24 protein-coding genes are annotated in these 13,619 nt (G+C 44.4%); 1 reads left to right on the forward strand and 23 read right to left on the reverse strand.

The window, feature by feature from the left end:
* Positions 1-474: 474 nt before the first annotated feature.
* Entirely contained in the window at positions 475-861 is a 387-nt protein-coding gene (locus FTV48_RS01100) for a hypothetical protein (protein WP_179999145.1), read from the reverse strand.
* On the reverse strand, positions 854-1,111 hold the full coding sequence (locus FTV48_RS01105; RefSeq protein ID WP_005094125.1) for a succinate dehydrogenase assembly factor 2: 258 nt from the start codon (positions 1,109-1,111) through the stop codon (positions 854-856). Before FTV48_RS01105 ends, FTV48_RS01100 begins: the two co-directional genes overlap by 8 nt.
* Positions 1,112-1,294: 183 nt before the next feature.
* Between FTV48_RS01105 and FTV48_RS01110 the strand changes: the two genes are divergently transcribed.
* Positions 1,295-2,467 carry an acyl-CoA dehydrogenase family protein gene (locus FTV48_RS01110; RefSeq protein ID WP_179999147.1) on the forward strand — a complete coding sequence of 391 codons (1,173 nt, stop codon included), beginning with the start codon at positions 1,295-1,297 and terminating at the stop codon, positions 2,465-2,467.
* A 60-nt stretch (positions 2,468-2,527) separates the two neighbouring features.
* Here the strand turns inward: FTV48_RS01110 and FTV48_RS01115 are convergent, their stop codons facing one another.
* The 21 genes from FTV48_RS01115 to rplP all read right to left on the reverse strand — a co-directional run bounded on the left by FTV48_RS01115 (position 2,528) and on the right by rplP (position 13,616).
* The gene (locus FTV48_RS01115) at positions 2,528-4,018 is read right to left on the reverse strand and encodes an NAD(P)/FAD-dependent oxidoreductase (RefSeq protein ID WP_179999149.1); all 1,491 of its coding nucleotides are present in this window, start codon (positions 4,016-4,018) and stop codon (positions 2,528-2,530) included.
* 215 nt (positions 4,019-4,233) lie between these two features.
* Positions 4,234-4,599 (reverse strand): 50S ribosomal protein L17, encoded by a 366-nt coding sequence (gene rplQ, locus FTV48_RS01120; RefSeq protein ID WP_004281488.1) that lies wholly within the window; start codon positions 4,597-4,599, stop codon positions 4,234-4,236.
* A gap of 18 nt (positions 4,600-4,617) precedes the next feature.
* Positions 4,618-5,625 carry a DNA-directed RNA polymerase subunit alpha gene (locus FTV48_RS01125; RefSeq protein ID WP_005094131.1) on the reverse strand — a complete coding sequence of 336 codons (1,008 nt, stop codon included), beginning with the start codon at positions 5,623-5,625 and terminating at the stop codon, positions 4,618-4,620.
* A gap of 16 nt (positions 5,626-5,641) precedes the next feature.
* On the reverse strand, positions 5,642-6,268 hold the full coding sequence (gene rpsD / locus FTV48_RS01130; RefSeq protein ID WP_005094132.1) for a 30S ribosomal protein S4: 627 nt from the start codon (positions 6,266-6,268) through the stop codon (positions 5,642-5,644).
* Positions 6,269-6,280: 12 nt separating this feature from the next.
* Entirely contained in the window at positions 6,281-6,667 is a 387-nt protein-coding gene (rpsK, locus tag FTV48_RS01135; RefSeq protein ID WP_004281491.1) for a 30S ribosomal protein S11, read from the reverse strand.
* 19 nt (positions 6,668-6,686) lie between these two features.
* A complete protein-coding gene (gene rpsM, locus FTV48_RS01140) occupies positions 6,687-7,043 on the reverse strand; it encodes a 30S ribosomal protein S13 (RefSeq protein ID WP_004281492.1) in 357 nt (118 codons plus the stop codon).
* A 105-nt stretch (positions 7,044-7,148) separates the two neighbouring features.
* Positions 7,149-7,265 carry a 50S ribosomal protein L36 gene (gene rpmJ / locus FTV48_RS01145; RefSeq protein ID WP_000867907.1) on the reverse strand — a complete coding sequence of 39 codons (117 nt, stop codon included), beginning with the start codon at positions 7,263-7,265 and terminating at the stop codon, positions 7,149-7,151.
* A 19-nt stretch (positions 7,266-7,284) separates the two neighbouring features.
* On the reverse strand, positions 7,285-8,604 hold the full coding sequence (gene secY, locus FTV48_RS01150; protein ID WP_171063316.1) for a preprotein translocase subunit SecY: 1,320 nt from the start codon (positions 8,602-8,604) through the stop codon (positions 7,285-7,287).
* Positions 8,605-8,649: 45 nt separating this feature from the next.
* Positions 8,650-9,090 (reverse strand): 50S ribosomal protein L15, encoded by a 441-nt coding sequence (rplO, locus tag FTV48_RS01155; protein WP_005094137.1) that lies wholly within the window; start codon positions 9,088-9,090, stop codon positions 8,650-8,652.
* Between the two features lie 3 nt (positions 9,091-9,093).
* Complete coding sequence (rpmD, locus tag FTV48_RS01160) at positions 9,094-9,270, reverse strand: 50S ribosomal protein L30 (protein ID WP_005094139.1); 177 nt, start codon at positions 9,268-9,270, stop codon at positions 9,094-9,096.
* Positions 9,271-9,276: 6 nt separating this feature from the next.
* Entirely contained in the window at positions 9,277-9,774 is a 498-nt protein-coding gene (gene rpsE / locus FTV48_RS01165; RefSeq protein WP_004281496.1) for a 30S ribosomal protein S5, read from the reverse strand.
* Between the two features lie 2 nt (positions 9,775-9,776).
* A complete protein-coding gene (rplR, locus tag FTV48_RS01170; protein ID WP_004281497.1) occupies positions 9,777-10,127 on the reverse strand; it encodes a 50S ribosomal protein L18 in 351 nt (116 codons plus the stop codon).
* A 14-nt stretch (positions 10,128-10,141) separates the two neighbouring features.
* The gene (gene rplF / locus FTV48_RS01175) at positions 10,142-10,675 is read right to left on the reverse strand and encodes a 50S ribosomal protein L6 (protein WP_005094142.1); all 534 of its coding nucleotides are present in this window, start codon (positions 10,673-10,675) and stop codon (positions 10,142-10,144) included.
* Positions 10,676-10,688: 13 nt separating this feature from the next.
* The gene (rpsH, locus tag FTV48_RS01180; RefSeq protein WP_005094144.1) at positions 10,689-11,084 is read right to left on the reverse strand and encodes a 30S ribosomal protein S8; all 396 of its coding nucleotides are present in this window, start codon (positions 11,082-11,084) and stop codon (positions 10,689-10,691) included.
* A 12-nt stretch (positions 11,085-11,096) separates the two neighbouring features.
* Positions 11,097-11,402, reverse strand: a complete 306-nt coding sequence (gene rpsN / locus FTV48_RS01185) for a 30S ribosomal protein S14 (protein WP_004732275.1) — start codon at positions 11,400-11,402, stop codon at positions 11,097-11,099.
* A 9-nt stretch (positions 11,403-11,411) separates the two neighbouring features.
* Positions 11,412-11,948, reverse strand: a complete 537-nt coding sequence (gene rplE, locus FTV48_RS01190; protein ID WP_005094146.1) for a 50S ribosomal protein L5 — start codon at positions 11,946-11,948, stop codon at positions 11,412-11,414.
* A 16-nt stretch (positions 11,949-11,964) separates the two neighbouring features.
* Entirely contained in the window at positions 11,965-12,282 is a 318-nt protein-coding gene (gene rplX, locus FTV48_RS01195) for a 50S ribosomal protein L24 (RefSeq protein WP_004281502.1), read from the reverse strand.
* 9 nt (positions 12,283-12,291) lie between these two features.
* Positions 12,292-12,660, reverse strand: coding sequence for a 50S ribosomal protein L14 (rplN, locus tag FTV48_RS01200; RefSeq protein ID WP_005094147.1), 369 nt, complete (start codon positions 12,658-12,660; stop codon positions 12,292-12,294).
* Between the two features lie 91 nt (positions 12,661-12,751).
* On the reverse strand, positions 12,752-13,009 hold the full coding sequence (rpsQ, locus tag FTV48_RS01205; RefSeq protein ID WP_004281504.1) for a 30S ribosomal protein S17: 258 nt from the start codon (positions 13,007-13,009) through the stop codon (positions 12,752-12,754).
* Positions 13,006-13,203 (reverse strand): 50S ribosomal protein L29, encoded by a 198-nt coding sequence (gene rpmC, locus FTV48_RS01210; protein ID WP_004281505.1) that lies wholly within the window; start codon positions 13,201-13,203, stop codon positions 13,006-13,008. The genes rpsQ and rpmC overlap by 4 nt, the downstream gene beginning before the upstream one ends.
* Positions 13,203-13,616 carry a 50S ribosomal protein L16 gene (rplP, locus tag FTV48_RS01215; RefSeq protein ID WP_004281506.1) on the reverse strand — a complete coding sequence of 138 codons (414 nt, stop codon included), beginning with the start codon at positions 13,614-13,616 and terminating at the stop codon, positions 13,203-13,205. Before rplP ends, rpmC begins: the two co-directional genes overlap by 1 nt.
* Between the last annotated feature and the right edge of the window lie 3 nt (positions 13,617-13,619).

Consider the following 13,619-nt stretch of genomic DNA (forward strand, 5'->3'; position numbering starts at 1 on the left):
GTGAATAAAAGAGTATTTACTCTAATCCGGACCAGACACTGTGCCATCAAACTGGCCGACTGCAATTGACTTGATCTGTTGAATTCCCAAATTTTGGGCAAAAAAAAGTAGCATTGCGACGGTTCAGCACATGCTACTTATTAACTGTACAAACAGAGAGCCGGTAATAACTCTGCTTGATTAAGATGAAAATTTATCCTTCAGCACCATCGCGAATTGTCCAACCACCAAAGCTGAAACAATCACTACGATCAAAAACATCCACACTGGAGATTCTATTGAATTCTCCCGTATTTGCTGTTGGTGCGTTCAATGTACAGGCTAAAAATAAAACATAGGCGGGAAATTGTCATACAATTTATCTTACTGATAAGTCATTATTATTTTCTGTCTGACAATGAAAGCGTATTAATGATCTAAGTATCTGTTTTATTGAAACTTCAATCAAGTGATTAAAATAGCGTTGTCTGACAACTAGATAAGTTTGGTCAGAACTTTCAGGGATTTCCATTGTTTTAGCGGCAATTGGTCACACCAGATCAATAAAGGCTGAGCCTTGGCGTGCTGAAAATACACCACAATATAAGCTTGATGATCAATCACATGACTAACACATACCCGACAGGTGGGCCGAGATTTGGCCGTCAATGACCATTCACGTCCATCCAGATATTCAAACTGTTCAATCTGGGGCGTCTTGCGATAAAACAGCTGATAAATCACCAGTCCCATCGCAGCAGACAGCAGCCAAATTGTAATTGGCAGTAGCTGATACAGCAGATACATCAACAGTGCAAAAATAAAAAGCTGAAAAGCCAGTGCACAATAACTGCGTTTCAGCTTGAAACAGCGATTATCCATGAACGTAAAATTTAAGCTTCTTGATCAAATCTTTTAATTCAGGACGCGGCGGCTCAGAGACTTCCATAAACCAGTCCAGCAGATCTGGATCTTCCTGATCGACCAACTCAGCAAACATCTGCTTTTCAAATGGATCAGCAGTTAAGTAGTAGTTTTTTACGTAGGGATCAAAATACACATCCAGCTCTTTTAGGCCACGACGCGCGCGATAAATCACTTTGCGCTCTTCTAAGGTGATGTCATCAGTCATCGAATTTCCCCAATTCGTTATAAACCGGAATAGTTTACCTGAAGCCATCGCTGAATTTCGAGGGATTTCATACAAATGACCAAAAGCATCAGCATATTTAAGTTATTTGAACATTCCGCTCATTGTTGCTGATCTATGCTTGACCTACTTTAAAGCAAACAGATCAGAATAAGGAATAACAAGATGCAATCTGCAGCCATTCGCCCGCTTGCCCCGATGCTGCCCCGCCAGCTTTTTACTGCCGAACATGAAGCATTTCGTCAAACCGTACGCAAGTTTTATGAAAAGGAAGTTATTCCGCATAGCGAGCGCTATGAAAAGCAACAGCATGTGGATCGAGAGCTCTGGACTAAAGCGGGTGAACTGGGACTACTCTGCGCCACCATGCCAGAGCAATATGGCGGCTCTGGGGTAGACCGGCTGTATAGCATGATTCTGATTGAAGAACAGGCTTATGCTGGTGATTCAGCCACCGGTTTTTCCCTGCATTCGGATATCGTCGCCAATTATCTGCTGAACTTTGGTAATGAAGCCCAAATGCAGCAATGGCTACCGAAAATGGCATCTGGAGAAGTAGTTACCGCCATTGCCATGACCGAACCGGGAACCGGCTCAGACTTACAGGCAGTACGTACCTCTGCGGTACTGGATGGCGATGACTATGTGATTAATGGATCCAAGATCTTTATTACCAATGGCTATCTCTGTGATATGGCGATTGTGGTCTGCAAGACCGGTCATAGTGACAAAGGCTCGGCCAATCTCTCATTGATTATGGTCGAAGCCGACCGGGCCGGATTTAGCAAAGCTAAACCGCTGAATAAAATCGGCATGAAAGGCCAGGATACTTGCGAGCTGTTCTTTGACGATGTACGCGTACCACAAGAAAACTTGCTCGGTCTGGAAGGCATGGGCTTTATGATGTTGATGAAAGAACTGGCCTGGGAACGCCTGATTGTGGCAATTATGTGTCAGGCTGGCGCTGAAGCTGCTTTCGCACATACAGTGAAATACACCAAGGAACGTCAGGCCTTTGGCAAGAGTATTAGCCATTTTCAGAATACCCGCTTTAAACTGGCAGAAATGCGTACCGAAATCGAGTTTTGTCGCGCTTATCTGGATCGCTGCATGGAGCTGCAACTCAAGCAAGAACTAGGCATCGATGCCGCTGCTGCGGCCAAATACAAGATTTCAGAAATGTGTAGCAAGGTGGTAGATGAATGCCTGCAATTGCATGGTGGTTATGGCTATATGCTGGAGTATCCAATTGCCCGGGCCTATATCGACAACCGCGCCAACCGGATTTATGCTGGTACCAACGAAATCATGAAAGAACTGATTGCACGTTCACTTTAAACTGGACGCATAAAAAAGGAGTCACTCAGGACTCCTTTTTCTTTAGTTCGATATCCGACTTTAAGAGACCAGACGCGGTTTATGTTTGAGAGCCTTGCTGTTTTTTTTAAATTTCAGCACCCTATCTTCAAACGAAGCTTGTTTGAGTTCCTTACGATCTGCCAGATAATTGTTGCTGACTTTCCACGGTGCATGTTTACCTTGTTTTGGCATCACATCTGCGGCACGGGCAATATAGCCCGAACTGAGACTACCCATCACAGTATCCTCTAGCAATTCAGTCTGATCACCCTGAGCGATGACTTCAGCATAGCCCTGCTGATCCATATAGTTCAGCAAACGGCAAATGTACTCAGCGGCAATATCCACTTTTAAAGTCCAAGAGGCATTGATATAACCAATAATTAGCGCCATATTCGGCACATCACTAACCATGATGCCTCTATACAGCATATGTTGTGAGGTATCGACAGGTTGACCATCAATCGTCGCCTGAATTCCACCAAGAATCTGGATATTTAAGCCTGTGGCTGAAACGATAATATCTGCCTCCAGATGTTGACCCGATTTCAGCTGAATGCCGGTTTCAGTCAAGCTTTCGATCTGATCGGTTACAACTGATGCCTGCCCTTCACGTAAAATTTTAAACAGATCACCATCCGGCACCACGCATAGGCGCTGATCCCACGGCTCATAATTCGGGGTAAAGTGTTTCATATCCACTTTACCTTTGAGCTGAAACTGCACGGATTTAAGTAACAGCGTTTTTAACAGTTTTGGCTGTTTTTGTGCCAGGGCATAAATTCCGCGCTGCATCCCAATATTCCGGGCACGGGTAATTTTATAGGCCATATCTTCTGGTAGATACTGCCGCATCTTTGCATAAATCATATCAATAGAGGGCACTGAAGCGATATAGGTCGGAGAACGCTGTAACATGGTCACATGCCCGGCGCCGCCTTTGACCATCGCTGGAACTAAAGTAATCGCGGTGGCACCACTACCAATGATCACCACTTTTTTGCCCTGATAATCTAAATTTTCCGGCCAATGCTGCGGATGAATGAATTGACCTTTAAAAGCCTCCTGATTTGGAAACTCGGGCTGAAAACCTTGGTCATAGTTGTAATAACCGGTACAACTCAGTACGAAATTCGCAATCCAGATCTGCTTCTTGCCGTGTTCATCCTCAATCTCTACTGACCATTTGCAGGCCATAGAATCATAGTTGGCGGTTAACACACGGTGTTGATAATGAATTTTCGATTCCAGATTAAATTCATCTACTACTTCGGCCAGATAACCCTTAATCGAAGCGCCATCGGCAAGTACACTGGCTTTTTTCCAAGGTTTAAAATTAAAACCAAAGGTCGACATATCCGAATCAGAACGAATTCCCGGATATTTAAATAAATCCCAGGTTCCGCCAATGCTGGCACGTCGCTCAATAATTTCAAATGAGCGCTGCGGACAATGTTTAGAAAGATGCGCTGCCAGACCAATTCCCGAGATCCCCGCACCCACAATTAAAATATCGATTTGCTTTTCCATATTGTTCTTTTACCTAAGCGATACTATCTGTTTTTATTAAATCACAAAATTGACAATACACAATGTCAAGTTTGATAAAAAGCCATTATTTTTTTATCTTTTCAGGCCAGATTAGTTCTGCATGATGCAAATACCTGAAAATAAATTTCAGACATTAAAAAAGGCCGGTTTATTCAACCGACCTTTTCGAACAACTTGCGTTATTCTTCACGAAATTAGTTAACTTCGCGATCTACTAGCTCAACGTAAGCCATCGGTGCAGCATCACCTGCACGGAAGCCCGCTTTAAGAACACGTAGATAACCGCCGTTACGCTCTTTGTAACGAGGGCCAAGAACGGTAAATAATTTACCAACAGTTGCTGCTGAACGAGTACGAGCAAACGCCAAACGACGGTTTGCTACTGTATCGTTTTTAGCTAAAGTGATTAAAGGCTCAGCTACACGACGTAACTCTTTCGCTTTAGGCACAGTTGTTTTGATCAACTCGTGCTCGAACAAAGAGTTAGCCATGTTTTGGAACATCGCTTTACGATGGCTGCTTGTACGGCCTAATTTCACACCACTATTACGATGACGCATGGTGATAGTCCTACTTAATTAACGGCTACGATAGGCGAAACGATCGTCCATACGGAGACTAGCCGGTGGCCAGTTCTCTAAACGCATGCCGAGTTGTAAGCCTTTAGAAGCCAGAACATCTTTGATCTCAGTAAGCGATTTTTTACCCAAGTTAGGAGTTTTAAGCAACTCAACTTCAGTACGCTGTACAAGATCACCAATGTAGTAAATGTTTTCTGCTTTCAAACAGTTAGCAGAACGAACAGTTAGCTCTAGATCATCTACTGGGCGAAGCAAGATTGGGTCAACTTCTTCACGCGGCTCTTGAGCCACAGGTGCTTGATCTTTCTGAAGGTCAACAAAGATTGCAATTTGTTGTTGCAAGATTGTTGCCGCTTTGCGGATTGCTTCTTCAGGATCTACAGTACCATTGGTTTCAAGATCAATGACCAATTTGTCAAGGTCAGTACGTTGTTCTACACGAGCGTTTTCCACTGTATAAGACACACGTTTGATTGGGCTATAAGAAGCATCTAACTGCAAGCGACCCACTGGGCGAGTTTCGCCTTCTGGGAAGCGTGAATCAGAAGTCTCGTAGCCACGACCTTGAGCAACTTTCAGACGCATTTTCAATGAGCCTGAGGCACTTAAAGTACCGATCAAATGTTCAGGGTTAACCACTTCAACATTATGAGGTAAACGAAGGTCAGCCGCAGTTACGTCGCCTGCACCTTGTTTCTCTAATGTTAAGTATGCTTCATTTTGATCGAACAGCTTAATCGACAATCCTTTTAGGTTCAGCAAGAGCTCGACGATGTCCTGCTGCAAGCCTTCCAAAGTACTGTACTCGTGCTCGACCCCTTCAATCTCAACTTCTACCACAGCTGCGCCAGGTAGAGAAGAAAGAAGGATGCGACGTAAAGCATTACCCAGAGTATGACCAAAGCCACGCTCTAAAGGTTCTAGAATAACTTTTGCCGAGGTCCCGCTTGCCGCTTCGACCTTGATCGCTTGCGGAGTTAGAAACTCATTTGCAGTACGCGTCATATTGCTTCCTCAAGGATTATTTAGAATACAATTCTACAATCAAGCTTTCGTTGATTTCAGCAGGTAAATCAGAACGATCCGGTGCAGCTTTGAACGTACCTTCTAATTTAGAATGGTCGATTTCCATCCAAGAAGGCATGCCACGTTGAGTTGCTAATTCAATTGCGTTTTTGATACGTAATTGTTGTTTAGCGCCTTCGTGAACTGCGATCACATCACCCGCTTTAACTTGGATAGACGCAATGTTAACACGACGGCCATTCAAAGTGATGCTGCGGTGAGATACTAACTGACGAGCTTCTGCGCGAGTAGAACCGAAACCCATACGATAAACAACGTTATCAAGACGGCTTTCAAGTAGCTTCAACAAGTTTTCACCAGTTGCGCCTTTAACACGAGCAGCTTCTTTGTAGTAGTTACTAAATTGACGCTCTAAAACACCGTACATACGACGTACTTTTTGTTTTTCACGTAATTGTAGTGAGTACTCAGACTGTTTACCGCCACGAGCTCCACCATGTTGGCCAGGAGCTTTAGCGTGTTTTTTAGTTTTTACATCAAACGGTTTAACGCCTGATTTAAGTTGCAGGTCTGTCCCTTCGCGGCGAGAGAGTTTGCATTTTGGACCAATATAACGAGCCATGAATGTTTCTCCTTACACGCGACGTTTTTTAGGTGGACGGCAACCGTTGTGCGGGATTGGCGTCACATCGGTAATGCTGTTAATTTTATAACCCACTGCACCTAAAGCACGAACCGCAGATTCACGACCAGGACCAGGACCTTTTACAAGGACGTCCAAGTTTTTCAAACCGTAGTCTAAAGCAGCTTTACCAGCAACTTCAGCAGCTACCTGAGCAGCGAACGGAGTTGATTTACGTGATCCACGGAAGCCTTGTCCACCTGAAGTGGCCCAAGCCAGTGCATTACCTTGACGATCGGTAATAGTCACAATGGTGTTATTAAAAGAAGCGTGAATGTGTGCGACACCTTCAGAGACGGTACGAGTGACCTTCTTGCGTGCGCGAGTATCTTTAGCCATCTTTTAGCTTCCAGAAATCTTATTTCTTAATAGGTTTGCGCGGACCTTTACGGGTACGAGCGTTAGTTTTGGTGCGTTGACCGCGGACAGGCAAGCTGCGACGATGACGAAGACCGCGGTAGCAGCCTAAATCCATTAAACGTTTAATGTTCATGGAAATTTCGCGACGTAAATCACCTTCGGTCGGAACCTTAGCAACTTCTGCACGAATCGCATCAAGCTGAGCGTCATCTAATTCACGGATCTTAGTAGTTGGAGCAATACCAGCAGCAGCTAAGATAGCTTTTGAAGTATGGCGACCAATACCAAAGATATACGTTAGAGAGATAACAGCGTGCTTGTTATCCGGAATGTTTACACCGGCAATACGAGCCATTCAATTTTCTCCAAAAAGGCAGTAGATAATCAACCGCCCCACAAAAATCTTGAGGGGCGGATAATAACCTAATTCGCCTACAGAAATCAACAGGTCTTAATCAGATTAACCTTGACGCTGCTTATGACGAGGTTCTGCGCTACAAATTACGCGGATAACCCCATTACGACGGATAACTTTACAGCTACCACAAATTTTCTTAACAGAAGCTTGTACTTTCATGATGAAACCTCAAGTGCGCTTATCCCTTAGGATGAGCTGTCGTTTTTCTCATTAACGTTTGATTATCATACTGGTGCGAGGTGAGGTGTGACTGCAGCTGAGCCATAAAGTCCATCACTACTACCACAACAATCAGCAAAGAAGTACCACCCAAATAGAATGGAATACCAAATGAACTTTGCAACACCATCGGCATCAAACAAATGACGGTGATGTAAATCGCGCCAATAAATGTCAAACGACTGAGAATATGATCTAAGTAACGAGCAGTTTGCTCACCTGGACGTATACCAGGCACATAAGCTCCGCTGCGTTTCAAGTTCTCTGACACTTCTTTAGGACTAAATACCAGTGCTGTATAGAAGTAACAGAAAAAGATAATTAACGCACCAAAGAGCACCAAATACAACGGCTGACCAGGCGACAATACCAATGCTACATCTTGCAGGCTACGCTGAATAAATCCGGCATTCGGATCTGCACTACCCACCCATTGGCCTAAGCTCGCAGGGAACAACAGCAATGAGCTGGCAAAAATTGCCGGAATCACACCCGCCATATTAATTTTCAATGGCAAATGTGTCTGCTGTGCAGTAAATACACGACGACCTTGTTGTTTTTGAGCATAGTTGACCGGAATACGACGCTGCGCTTTCTCGATAAACACGATGGCTGCCAAAACACCCAGAGACAACAGACCAAAAATTACCAAGCCAATCAGGCTGGTCTGGCCATTATCTACAGATGACAAAGATTGCATAATTAAATTAGGCAATCCGGCAACAATACCCGCGAAGATGATCATGGAAATACCATTCCCCACCCCACGTTCGGTAATCTGCTCACCCAACCACATCAAGAACATGGTTCCCGCAACCAATGAGGTTACTGCAGGAATATAAAAAGCCAAACCAGTATTCAGGGTAATCCCCTGACTGATCAAGCCTGCACACATCCCGATCGCTTGTACAAGCGCCAGAAATAATGTGCCTTGTCGTGTGTATTGATTTATTTTACGTTTGCCTTGCTCGCCTTCTTTTTTCAAAGCTTCCAGCGAAGGAACCACTGTCGACATCAGCTGCACGATAATCGATGCAGAAATGTAGGGCATGATCCCAAGAGCAAGAATAGACATTCGTTCTAATGCACCACCGGAAAACATGTTAAACAAACCAAGGATAGTACCTTGGTTTGCATTAAACAGGTTTTCTAGGGCCGCATTATTGATGCCCGGTACTGGAATATGCGCTCCTAGCCGAAACACCAACAACGCACCAATGAGAAACATCATTCGACGAATAATTTCACGGTATTTCACATGAAATGGTTGGCCTTTCATCATGTTGACATGACCTGAAGAACTAGGAGTCATAGACACTGGGGATTACTCCTCGACTTTGCCGCCAGCAGCTTCAACAGCAGCTTTAGCGCCTTTAGTCAATGCAACACCTTGAACAGTGAATGCACGAGTAATTTCACCAGAAAGTACGATACGAGCACGGATCATGTCTTTACGTACAACGTTCGCCGCTTTTAAAGTTTCTAGAGACACGATGTCGCCTTCAACTTTAGCAAGCTCAGATAAACGTACTTCAGCAGTTTTCAAAGCCAATTGGCTAGTGAAGCCGAATTTAGGCAAACGACGATAAAGTGCTGTTTGACCGCCTTCGAAACCTGGACGAGTACCACCGCTCTTACGTGAGTTTTGACCCTTGACACCACGGCCACCGGTCTTACCAACGCCAGAACCGATACCACGGCCTACACGAAGGTTGTCACGTTTAGCACCTTCTGCAGGTGCAATTGTATTTAAACGCAGAGTCATGGCTTATTCCTCTACACTAACCATATAGTAGACTTGGTTGATCATACCACGGTTAGAAGGCGTATCTTGCACTTCTACAGTATGACCAATACGACGCAGACCTAAACCTTGCAGGCTCAGCTTATGATTTTTCAAGCGGTGCGATGCAGATTTAGTCTGGGTAACTTTAATCGTTTTCATGATTGATTACCCTTGAATTTGTTCTACTGAAAGACCACGTTTCGCAGCAACCTTCTCAGGAGTAGTCATATCACGCAAACCGTTGAAAGTTGCGTTAACTACGTTAGCAGCGTTAGTAGAACCACGACATTTAGTCAAAACGTTACGTACACCTACAGCTTCTAAAACTGCACGCATAGCGCCACCAGCAATTACGCCTGTACCTTCAGAGGCAGGCTGCATGAATACGCGACTAGCGCCATGACGTGCATGAATTGGGTGCTGTAACGTACCATCAACAAGGTCAACAGTAATCATGTTGCGACGAGCAGCTTCAAGTGCTTTAGAGATAGCAGCTGGAACTTCACGTGCTTTACCACGACCAAAACCTACGCGACCATTACCATCACCCACAACAGTTAATGCTGTGAAAGAGAAGATACGACCACCCTTAACAACTTTGGCTACACGATCAACGGCAACCAGCTTTTCAACAAGACCTTCGTTTTGTTCAACTTTAGCCATGATTAGAACTCCAAGCCGTTTTCACGAGCAGCATCAGCCAAGGCTTTGATACGACCATGATATTTAAAACCAGAACGGTCAAATGCAACTTTAGTAACACCAGCTGCTTTAGCGCGTTCTGCGATTAAAGCACCTACTTTTTGAGCTGCTTCAACGTTACCAGTTGTACCTGCACGTAGAGTAGCGTCTAAAGTAGAAGCTTGCGCTAATACTTTGCCACCATCTGCAGAGATAACTTGAGCATAGATGTGACGCGGAGTGCGGTTTACACACAAACGAGTCGCACCCAATGCACGGATGTGCAAGCGTGTGCTTTTCGCACGACGCAAACGGGATTGTTTCTTTTCGTTCATAAGAACCTCGCGCCTTATTTCTTCTTAGCTTCTTTACGAAGTACAACTTCGTCAGAATAACGAACACCTTTGCCTTTATACGGCTCTGGTGGACGGTAACCACGGATATCTGCAGCAACCTGACCTAAAGCTGCTTTGTCAGCAGATTTAAGTACGATTTCAGTTGCAGTTGGAGTTTCAGCAGTTACACCTGCAGGAAGTGCATAATCGATCGGGTGAGAGAAACCAAGGTTAAGATGAACAACATCACCTTTAACCGCAGCTTTATAACCAACACCGATAAGCTGTAACTTACGTTCGAAACCTTCGCTAACACCTTTTACAAGGTTGTTAAGCACAGCGCGAGCAGTACCAGCTTGCATCCAAGCGTCTTTCGACTCTTGTACTGGAGCAATAGCCAGAGTACCGTCTTCCTGTTTAAGCTCGACCAGCGCATGCAGGTTGAAAGACAATGTACCTTTAGTGCCTTTCACTTCGACCTGCCGGCCGTTCTGAGTAACTGTTACACCATTCGGTACAGTTACTGGGGCTTTAGCCACACGAGACATGAGGAATCACCTATTAAGAAACAAAAGCAATAACTTCACCACCAACGCCTGCAGCACGTGCAGCGCGATCAGTCATGATGCCTTTGCTTGTAGAAACAATTGCAATACCTAAACCTTGCTTAACGCTTGGAAGTGCATCTTTACCGCGATACTGACGTAGACCTGGACGGCTTACGCGTTTCACAGTGTCAATCACTGGCTTGCCTTCAAAATATTTTAACGTAATTGTTAAAGTTGGTTTGCCTTCAGCTTCCGCAACTTCTACGTTAGAAATGTAACCTTCTTGTTGAAGTAAGTTAGCAATTGCAACTTTCAACTTAGAATTAGGCATAGAAACAGTTTGTTTCTTCGCCATTTGTGCGTTACGAACACGTGTTAGCATGTCGGCAACGGTATCTTGCATACTCATTTATAGTGCTCCTTACCAGCTTGCCTTAACAACGCCAGGTACATCACCTTGCATTACTGTTTCACGTAATTTGTTACGGCTTAAGCCGAACTTACGGAAATAGCCATGCGGACGACCAGTTAAACCACAACGGTTACGTAGACGTACTGGAGATGCATTACGTGGTAATGCTTGCAATTTCATCATCGCTTCGAAACGTTCTTCGTCTGATGCATTTACGTTTGCAATAACAGCTTTTAATTCAGCACGTTTTGCAGCGTATTTAGCAACAGTAGCTTCGCGTTTCAATTCGCGATTAATCATACCTTTCTTAGCCATATCGACCTCTTATTTGAACGGGAAGCCGAATGCACGCATAAGCGCACGGCCTTCGTCATCGGTGCGAGCAGTCGTAGTAATGGTAATGTCCATACCACGAATACGATCAATCTTGTCAAAATCGATTTCAGGGAACATGATCTGTTCCTTAAGACCCATTGAGTAGTTACCACGACCGTCGAATGATTTCGCAGAGAAACCACGGAAGTCACGGATACGAGGGATCGCAATCGAGATCAAACGGTCTAAGAATTCGTACATACGTTCGCCGCGTAAAGTAACTTTACAACCGATCGGCCAACCATCACGGATTTTAAAACCAGCGATTGATTTACGAGCTAACGTAAGTACTGGTTTTTGACCAGCGATAGCTTGCATATCTGAAAGAGCACCATCAAGGAGTTTTTTGTCAGCAGCAGCTGCGCCAACACCCATGTTGATCGTGATTTTAGTGATGCGAGGAATTTCCATCACATTTTTAACGCCTAAAGTCTCTAATAACTGAGCTTTAAGTTCGTCATTGTAACGTGTTTTAAGTCTGGCCATGGCCTATATCAACCTATTACTTCGCTACCGCCACTGATTCACCATTTGATTTGAATACGCGAGTTTTCACGCCATCAATCACTTGGTAACCAACACGGTCAGCCTTTTGGGTTGTAGCATTAAAAACTGCCACGTTTGAAATATGAAGCGAAGCTTCCTGAGTTACAACGCTACCTTCAGCGCCTGTAGCACGGTTCGGCTTTTGGTGCTTCTTCACCAAGTTAAGGCCTTCAACCTTAACACGGTCATTAGAAACAGACAGAACAGTACCCTGTTTGCCTTTTTCTTTACCTGCGATCACAATTACTTGATCGCCTTTTTTAATCTTAGCCATGATCGCCTCTTATAGAACTTCAGGAGCCAATGAAATAATTTTCATGAACTGTTCAGTACGAAGTTCACGAGTCACTGGTCCGAAAATACGAGTTGCAATCGGCGCTTTGTTGGTGTTCAAAATAACAGCAGCGTTATCGTCGAAACGAATCACTGAACCGTCTGCACGACGGATACCGAATTTTGTACGAACCACAACTGCATTCATCACGTCACCTTTTTTAACACGTGCGCGTGGAATTGCTTCTTTTACAGTAACTTTAATAATGTCGCCAACAGAAGCATAACGACGATGCGAGCCACCAAGTACTTTAATACATTGTACGCGGCGTGCACCACTGTTGTCTGCTACGTCGAGCATAGTTTCGGTCTGAATCATTGCCCTACTCCAAAACCGAGCAACACCGGTCGAAATTTCGAAAGGCTCAAAGAGTACTCGAAATTGACCGATGATGCAACAAGAACGTTAATTACTCAGCAGCTGCTTCAACAACTTCAACTAGAGTCCAAGACTTAGTTTTAGAAATTGGGCGGCTTTCTTTAATGGTTACAACATCACCAGCTTTCGCTGTGTTGTTCTCATCATGAGCATGTAATTTTGTTGAACGGCGGATTAATTTGCCATACAACGGGTGTTGAACTTGGCGTTCAATAAGAACAACGATAGATTTATCCATCTTGTCGCTTACAACTTTGCCAGTTAACGTGCGGACTGTTTTATCACTCATTGTCCGTTCCCCTGTTTTTCGGTAAGGAGGGTCTTAATACGAGCAATCGTCTGACGAGTAAGTGCAACTTCATGCGATTTACCCAATTGACCAGTTGCTTTCGCCATACGAAGACGGAATTGGTTAAGCTGTTGCTCATCAAGCAAAGCTGTCAACTCTTCTACCGACTTTTCACGTAGATCTTTAGTTTTCATTACATTACCGTCCGAGTCACGATAGCGGTTTTAAACGGAAGCTTAGCTGCTGCAAGCGTAAACGCTTCACGAGCCAATTCTTCGTTAACACCATCAATTTCGTACAAGACTTTACCTGGTTTGATTTGGCAAACCCAATATTCCACAGAACCTTTACCTTTACCCATACGCACTTCAAGCGGCTTAGAAGTAATCGGTTTGTCCGGGAATACACGGATAAAGATCTTACCACCACGCTTAATACGACGGCTAATTGTACGACGCGCTGCTTCAATTTGACGCGCAGTCATTTGACCACGTTCAACTGATTTAAGTGCAATAGTACCGAAAGATACTGTGCTACCGCGGTGTGCTAGACCAGTGTTACGGCCTTTCTGCACTTTACGGAATTTAGTACGCTTAGGTTGCAACATGGA

This window comes from Acinetobacter sp. YH18001 (genome assembly GCF_013416975.1).
GTDB lineage: Bacteria > Pseudomonadota > Gammaproteobacteria > Pseudomonadales > Moraxellaceae > Acinetobacter > Acinetobacter pseudolwoffii.

Excerpts from the sequence above, each read along its gene's own strand:
- FTV48_RS01100 (WP_179999145.1), bottom strand. The coding sequence starts at position 861 with ATGGATAATCGCTGTTTCAAGCTGAAACGCAGTTATTGTGCACTGGCT.
- FTV48_RS01105 (WP_005094125.1), bottom strand. The coding sequence starts at position 1,111 with ATGACTGATGACATCACCTTAGAAGAGCGCAAAGTGATTTATCGCGCG.
- FTV48_RS01110 (WP_179999147.1), top strand. The coding sequence starts at position 1,295 with ATGCAATCTGCAGCCATTCGCCCGCTTGCCCCGATGCTGCCCCGCCAG.
- FTV48_RS01115 (WP_179999149.1), bottom strand. The coding sequence starts at position 4,018 with ATGGAAAAGCAAATCGATATTTTAATTGTGGGTGCGGGGATCTCGGGA.
- rplQ (WP_004281488.1), bottom strand. The coding sequence starts at position 4,599 with ATGCGTCATCGTAATAGTGGTGTGAAATTAGGCCGTACAAGCAGCCAT.
- FTV48_RS01125 (WP_005094131.1), bottom strand. The coding sequence starts at position 5,625 with ATGACGCGTACTGCAAATGAGTTTCTAACTCCGCAAGCGATCAAGGTC.
- rpsD (WP_005094132.1), bottom strand. The coding sequence starts at position 6,268 with ATGGCTCGTTATATTGGTCCAAAATGCAAACTCTCTCGCCGCGAAGGG.
- rpsK (WP_004281491.1), bottom strand. The coding sequence starts at position 6,667 with ATGGCTAAAGATACTCGCGCACGCAAGAAGGTCACTCGTACCGTCTCT.
- rpsM (WP_004281492.1), bottom strand. The coding sequence starts at position 7,043 with ATGGCTCGTATTGCCGGTGTAAACATTCCGGATAACAAGCACGCTGTT.
- rpmJ (WP_000867907.1), bottom strand. The coding sequence starts at position 7,265 with ATGAAAGTACAAGCTTCTGTTAAGAAAATTTGTGGTAGCTGTAAAGTT.
- secY (WP_171063316.1), bottom strand. The coding sequence starts at position 8,604 with ATGAAAGGCCAACCATTTCATGTGAAATACCGTGAAATTATTCGTCGA.
- rplO (WP_005094137.1), bottom strand. The coding sequence starts at position 9,090 with ATGACTCTGCGTTTAAATACAATTGCACCTGCAGAAGGTGCTAAACGT.
- rpmD (WP_005094139.1), bottom strand. The coding sequence starts at position 9,270 with ATGAAAACGATTAAAGTTACCCAGACTAAATCTGCATCGCACCGCTTG.
- rpsE (WP_004281496.1), bottom strand. The coding sequence starts at position 9,774 with ATGGCTAAAGTTGAACAAAACGAAGGTCTTGTTGAAAAGCTGGTTGCC.
- rplR (WP_004281497.1), bottom strand. The coding sequence starts at position 10,127 with ATGAACGAAAAGAAACAATCCCGTTTGCGTCGTGCGAAAAGCACACGC.
- rplF (WP_005094142.1), bottom strand. The coding sequence starts at position 10,675 with ATGTCTCGTGTGGCTAAAGCCCCAGTAACTGTACCGAATGGTGTAACA.
- rpsH (WP_005094144.1), bottom strand. The coding sequence starts at position 11,084 with ATGAGTATGCAAGATACCGTTGCCGACATGCTAACACGTGTTCGTAAC.
- rpsN (WP_004732275.1), bottom strand. The coding sequence starts at position 11,402 with ATGGCTAAGAAAGGTATGATTAATCGCGAATTGAAACGCGAAGCTACT.
- rplE (WP_005094146.1), bottom strand. The coding sequence starts at position 11,948 with ATGGCCAGACTTAAAACACGTTACAATGACGAACTTAAAGCTCAGTTA.
- rplX (WP_004281502.1), bottom strand. The coding sequence starts at position 12,282 with ATGGCTAAGATTAAAAAAGGCGATCAAGTAATTGTGATCGCAGGTAAA.
- rplN (WP_005094147.1), bottom strand. The coding sequence starts at position 12,660 with ATGATTCAGACCGAAACTATGCTCGACGTAGCAGACAACAGTGGTGCA.
- rpsQ (WP_004281504.1), bottom strand. The coding sequence starts at position 13,009 with ATGAGTGATAAAACAGTCCGCACGTTAACTGGCAAAGTTGTAAGCGAC.
- rpmC (WP_004281505.1), bottom strand. The coding sequence starts at position 13,203 with ATGAAAACTAAAGATCTACGTGAAAAGTCGGTAGAAGAGTTGACAGCT.
- rplP (WP_004281506.1), bottom strand. The coding sequence starts at position 13,616 with ATGTTGCAACCTAAGCGTACTAAATTCCGTAAAGTGCAGAAAGGCCGT.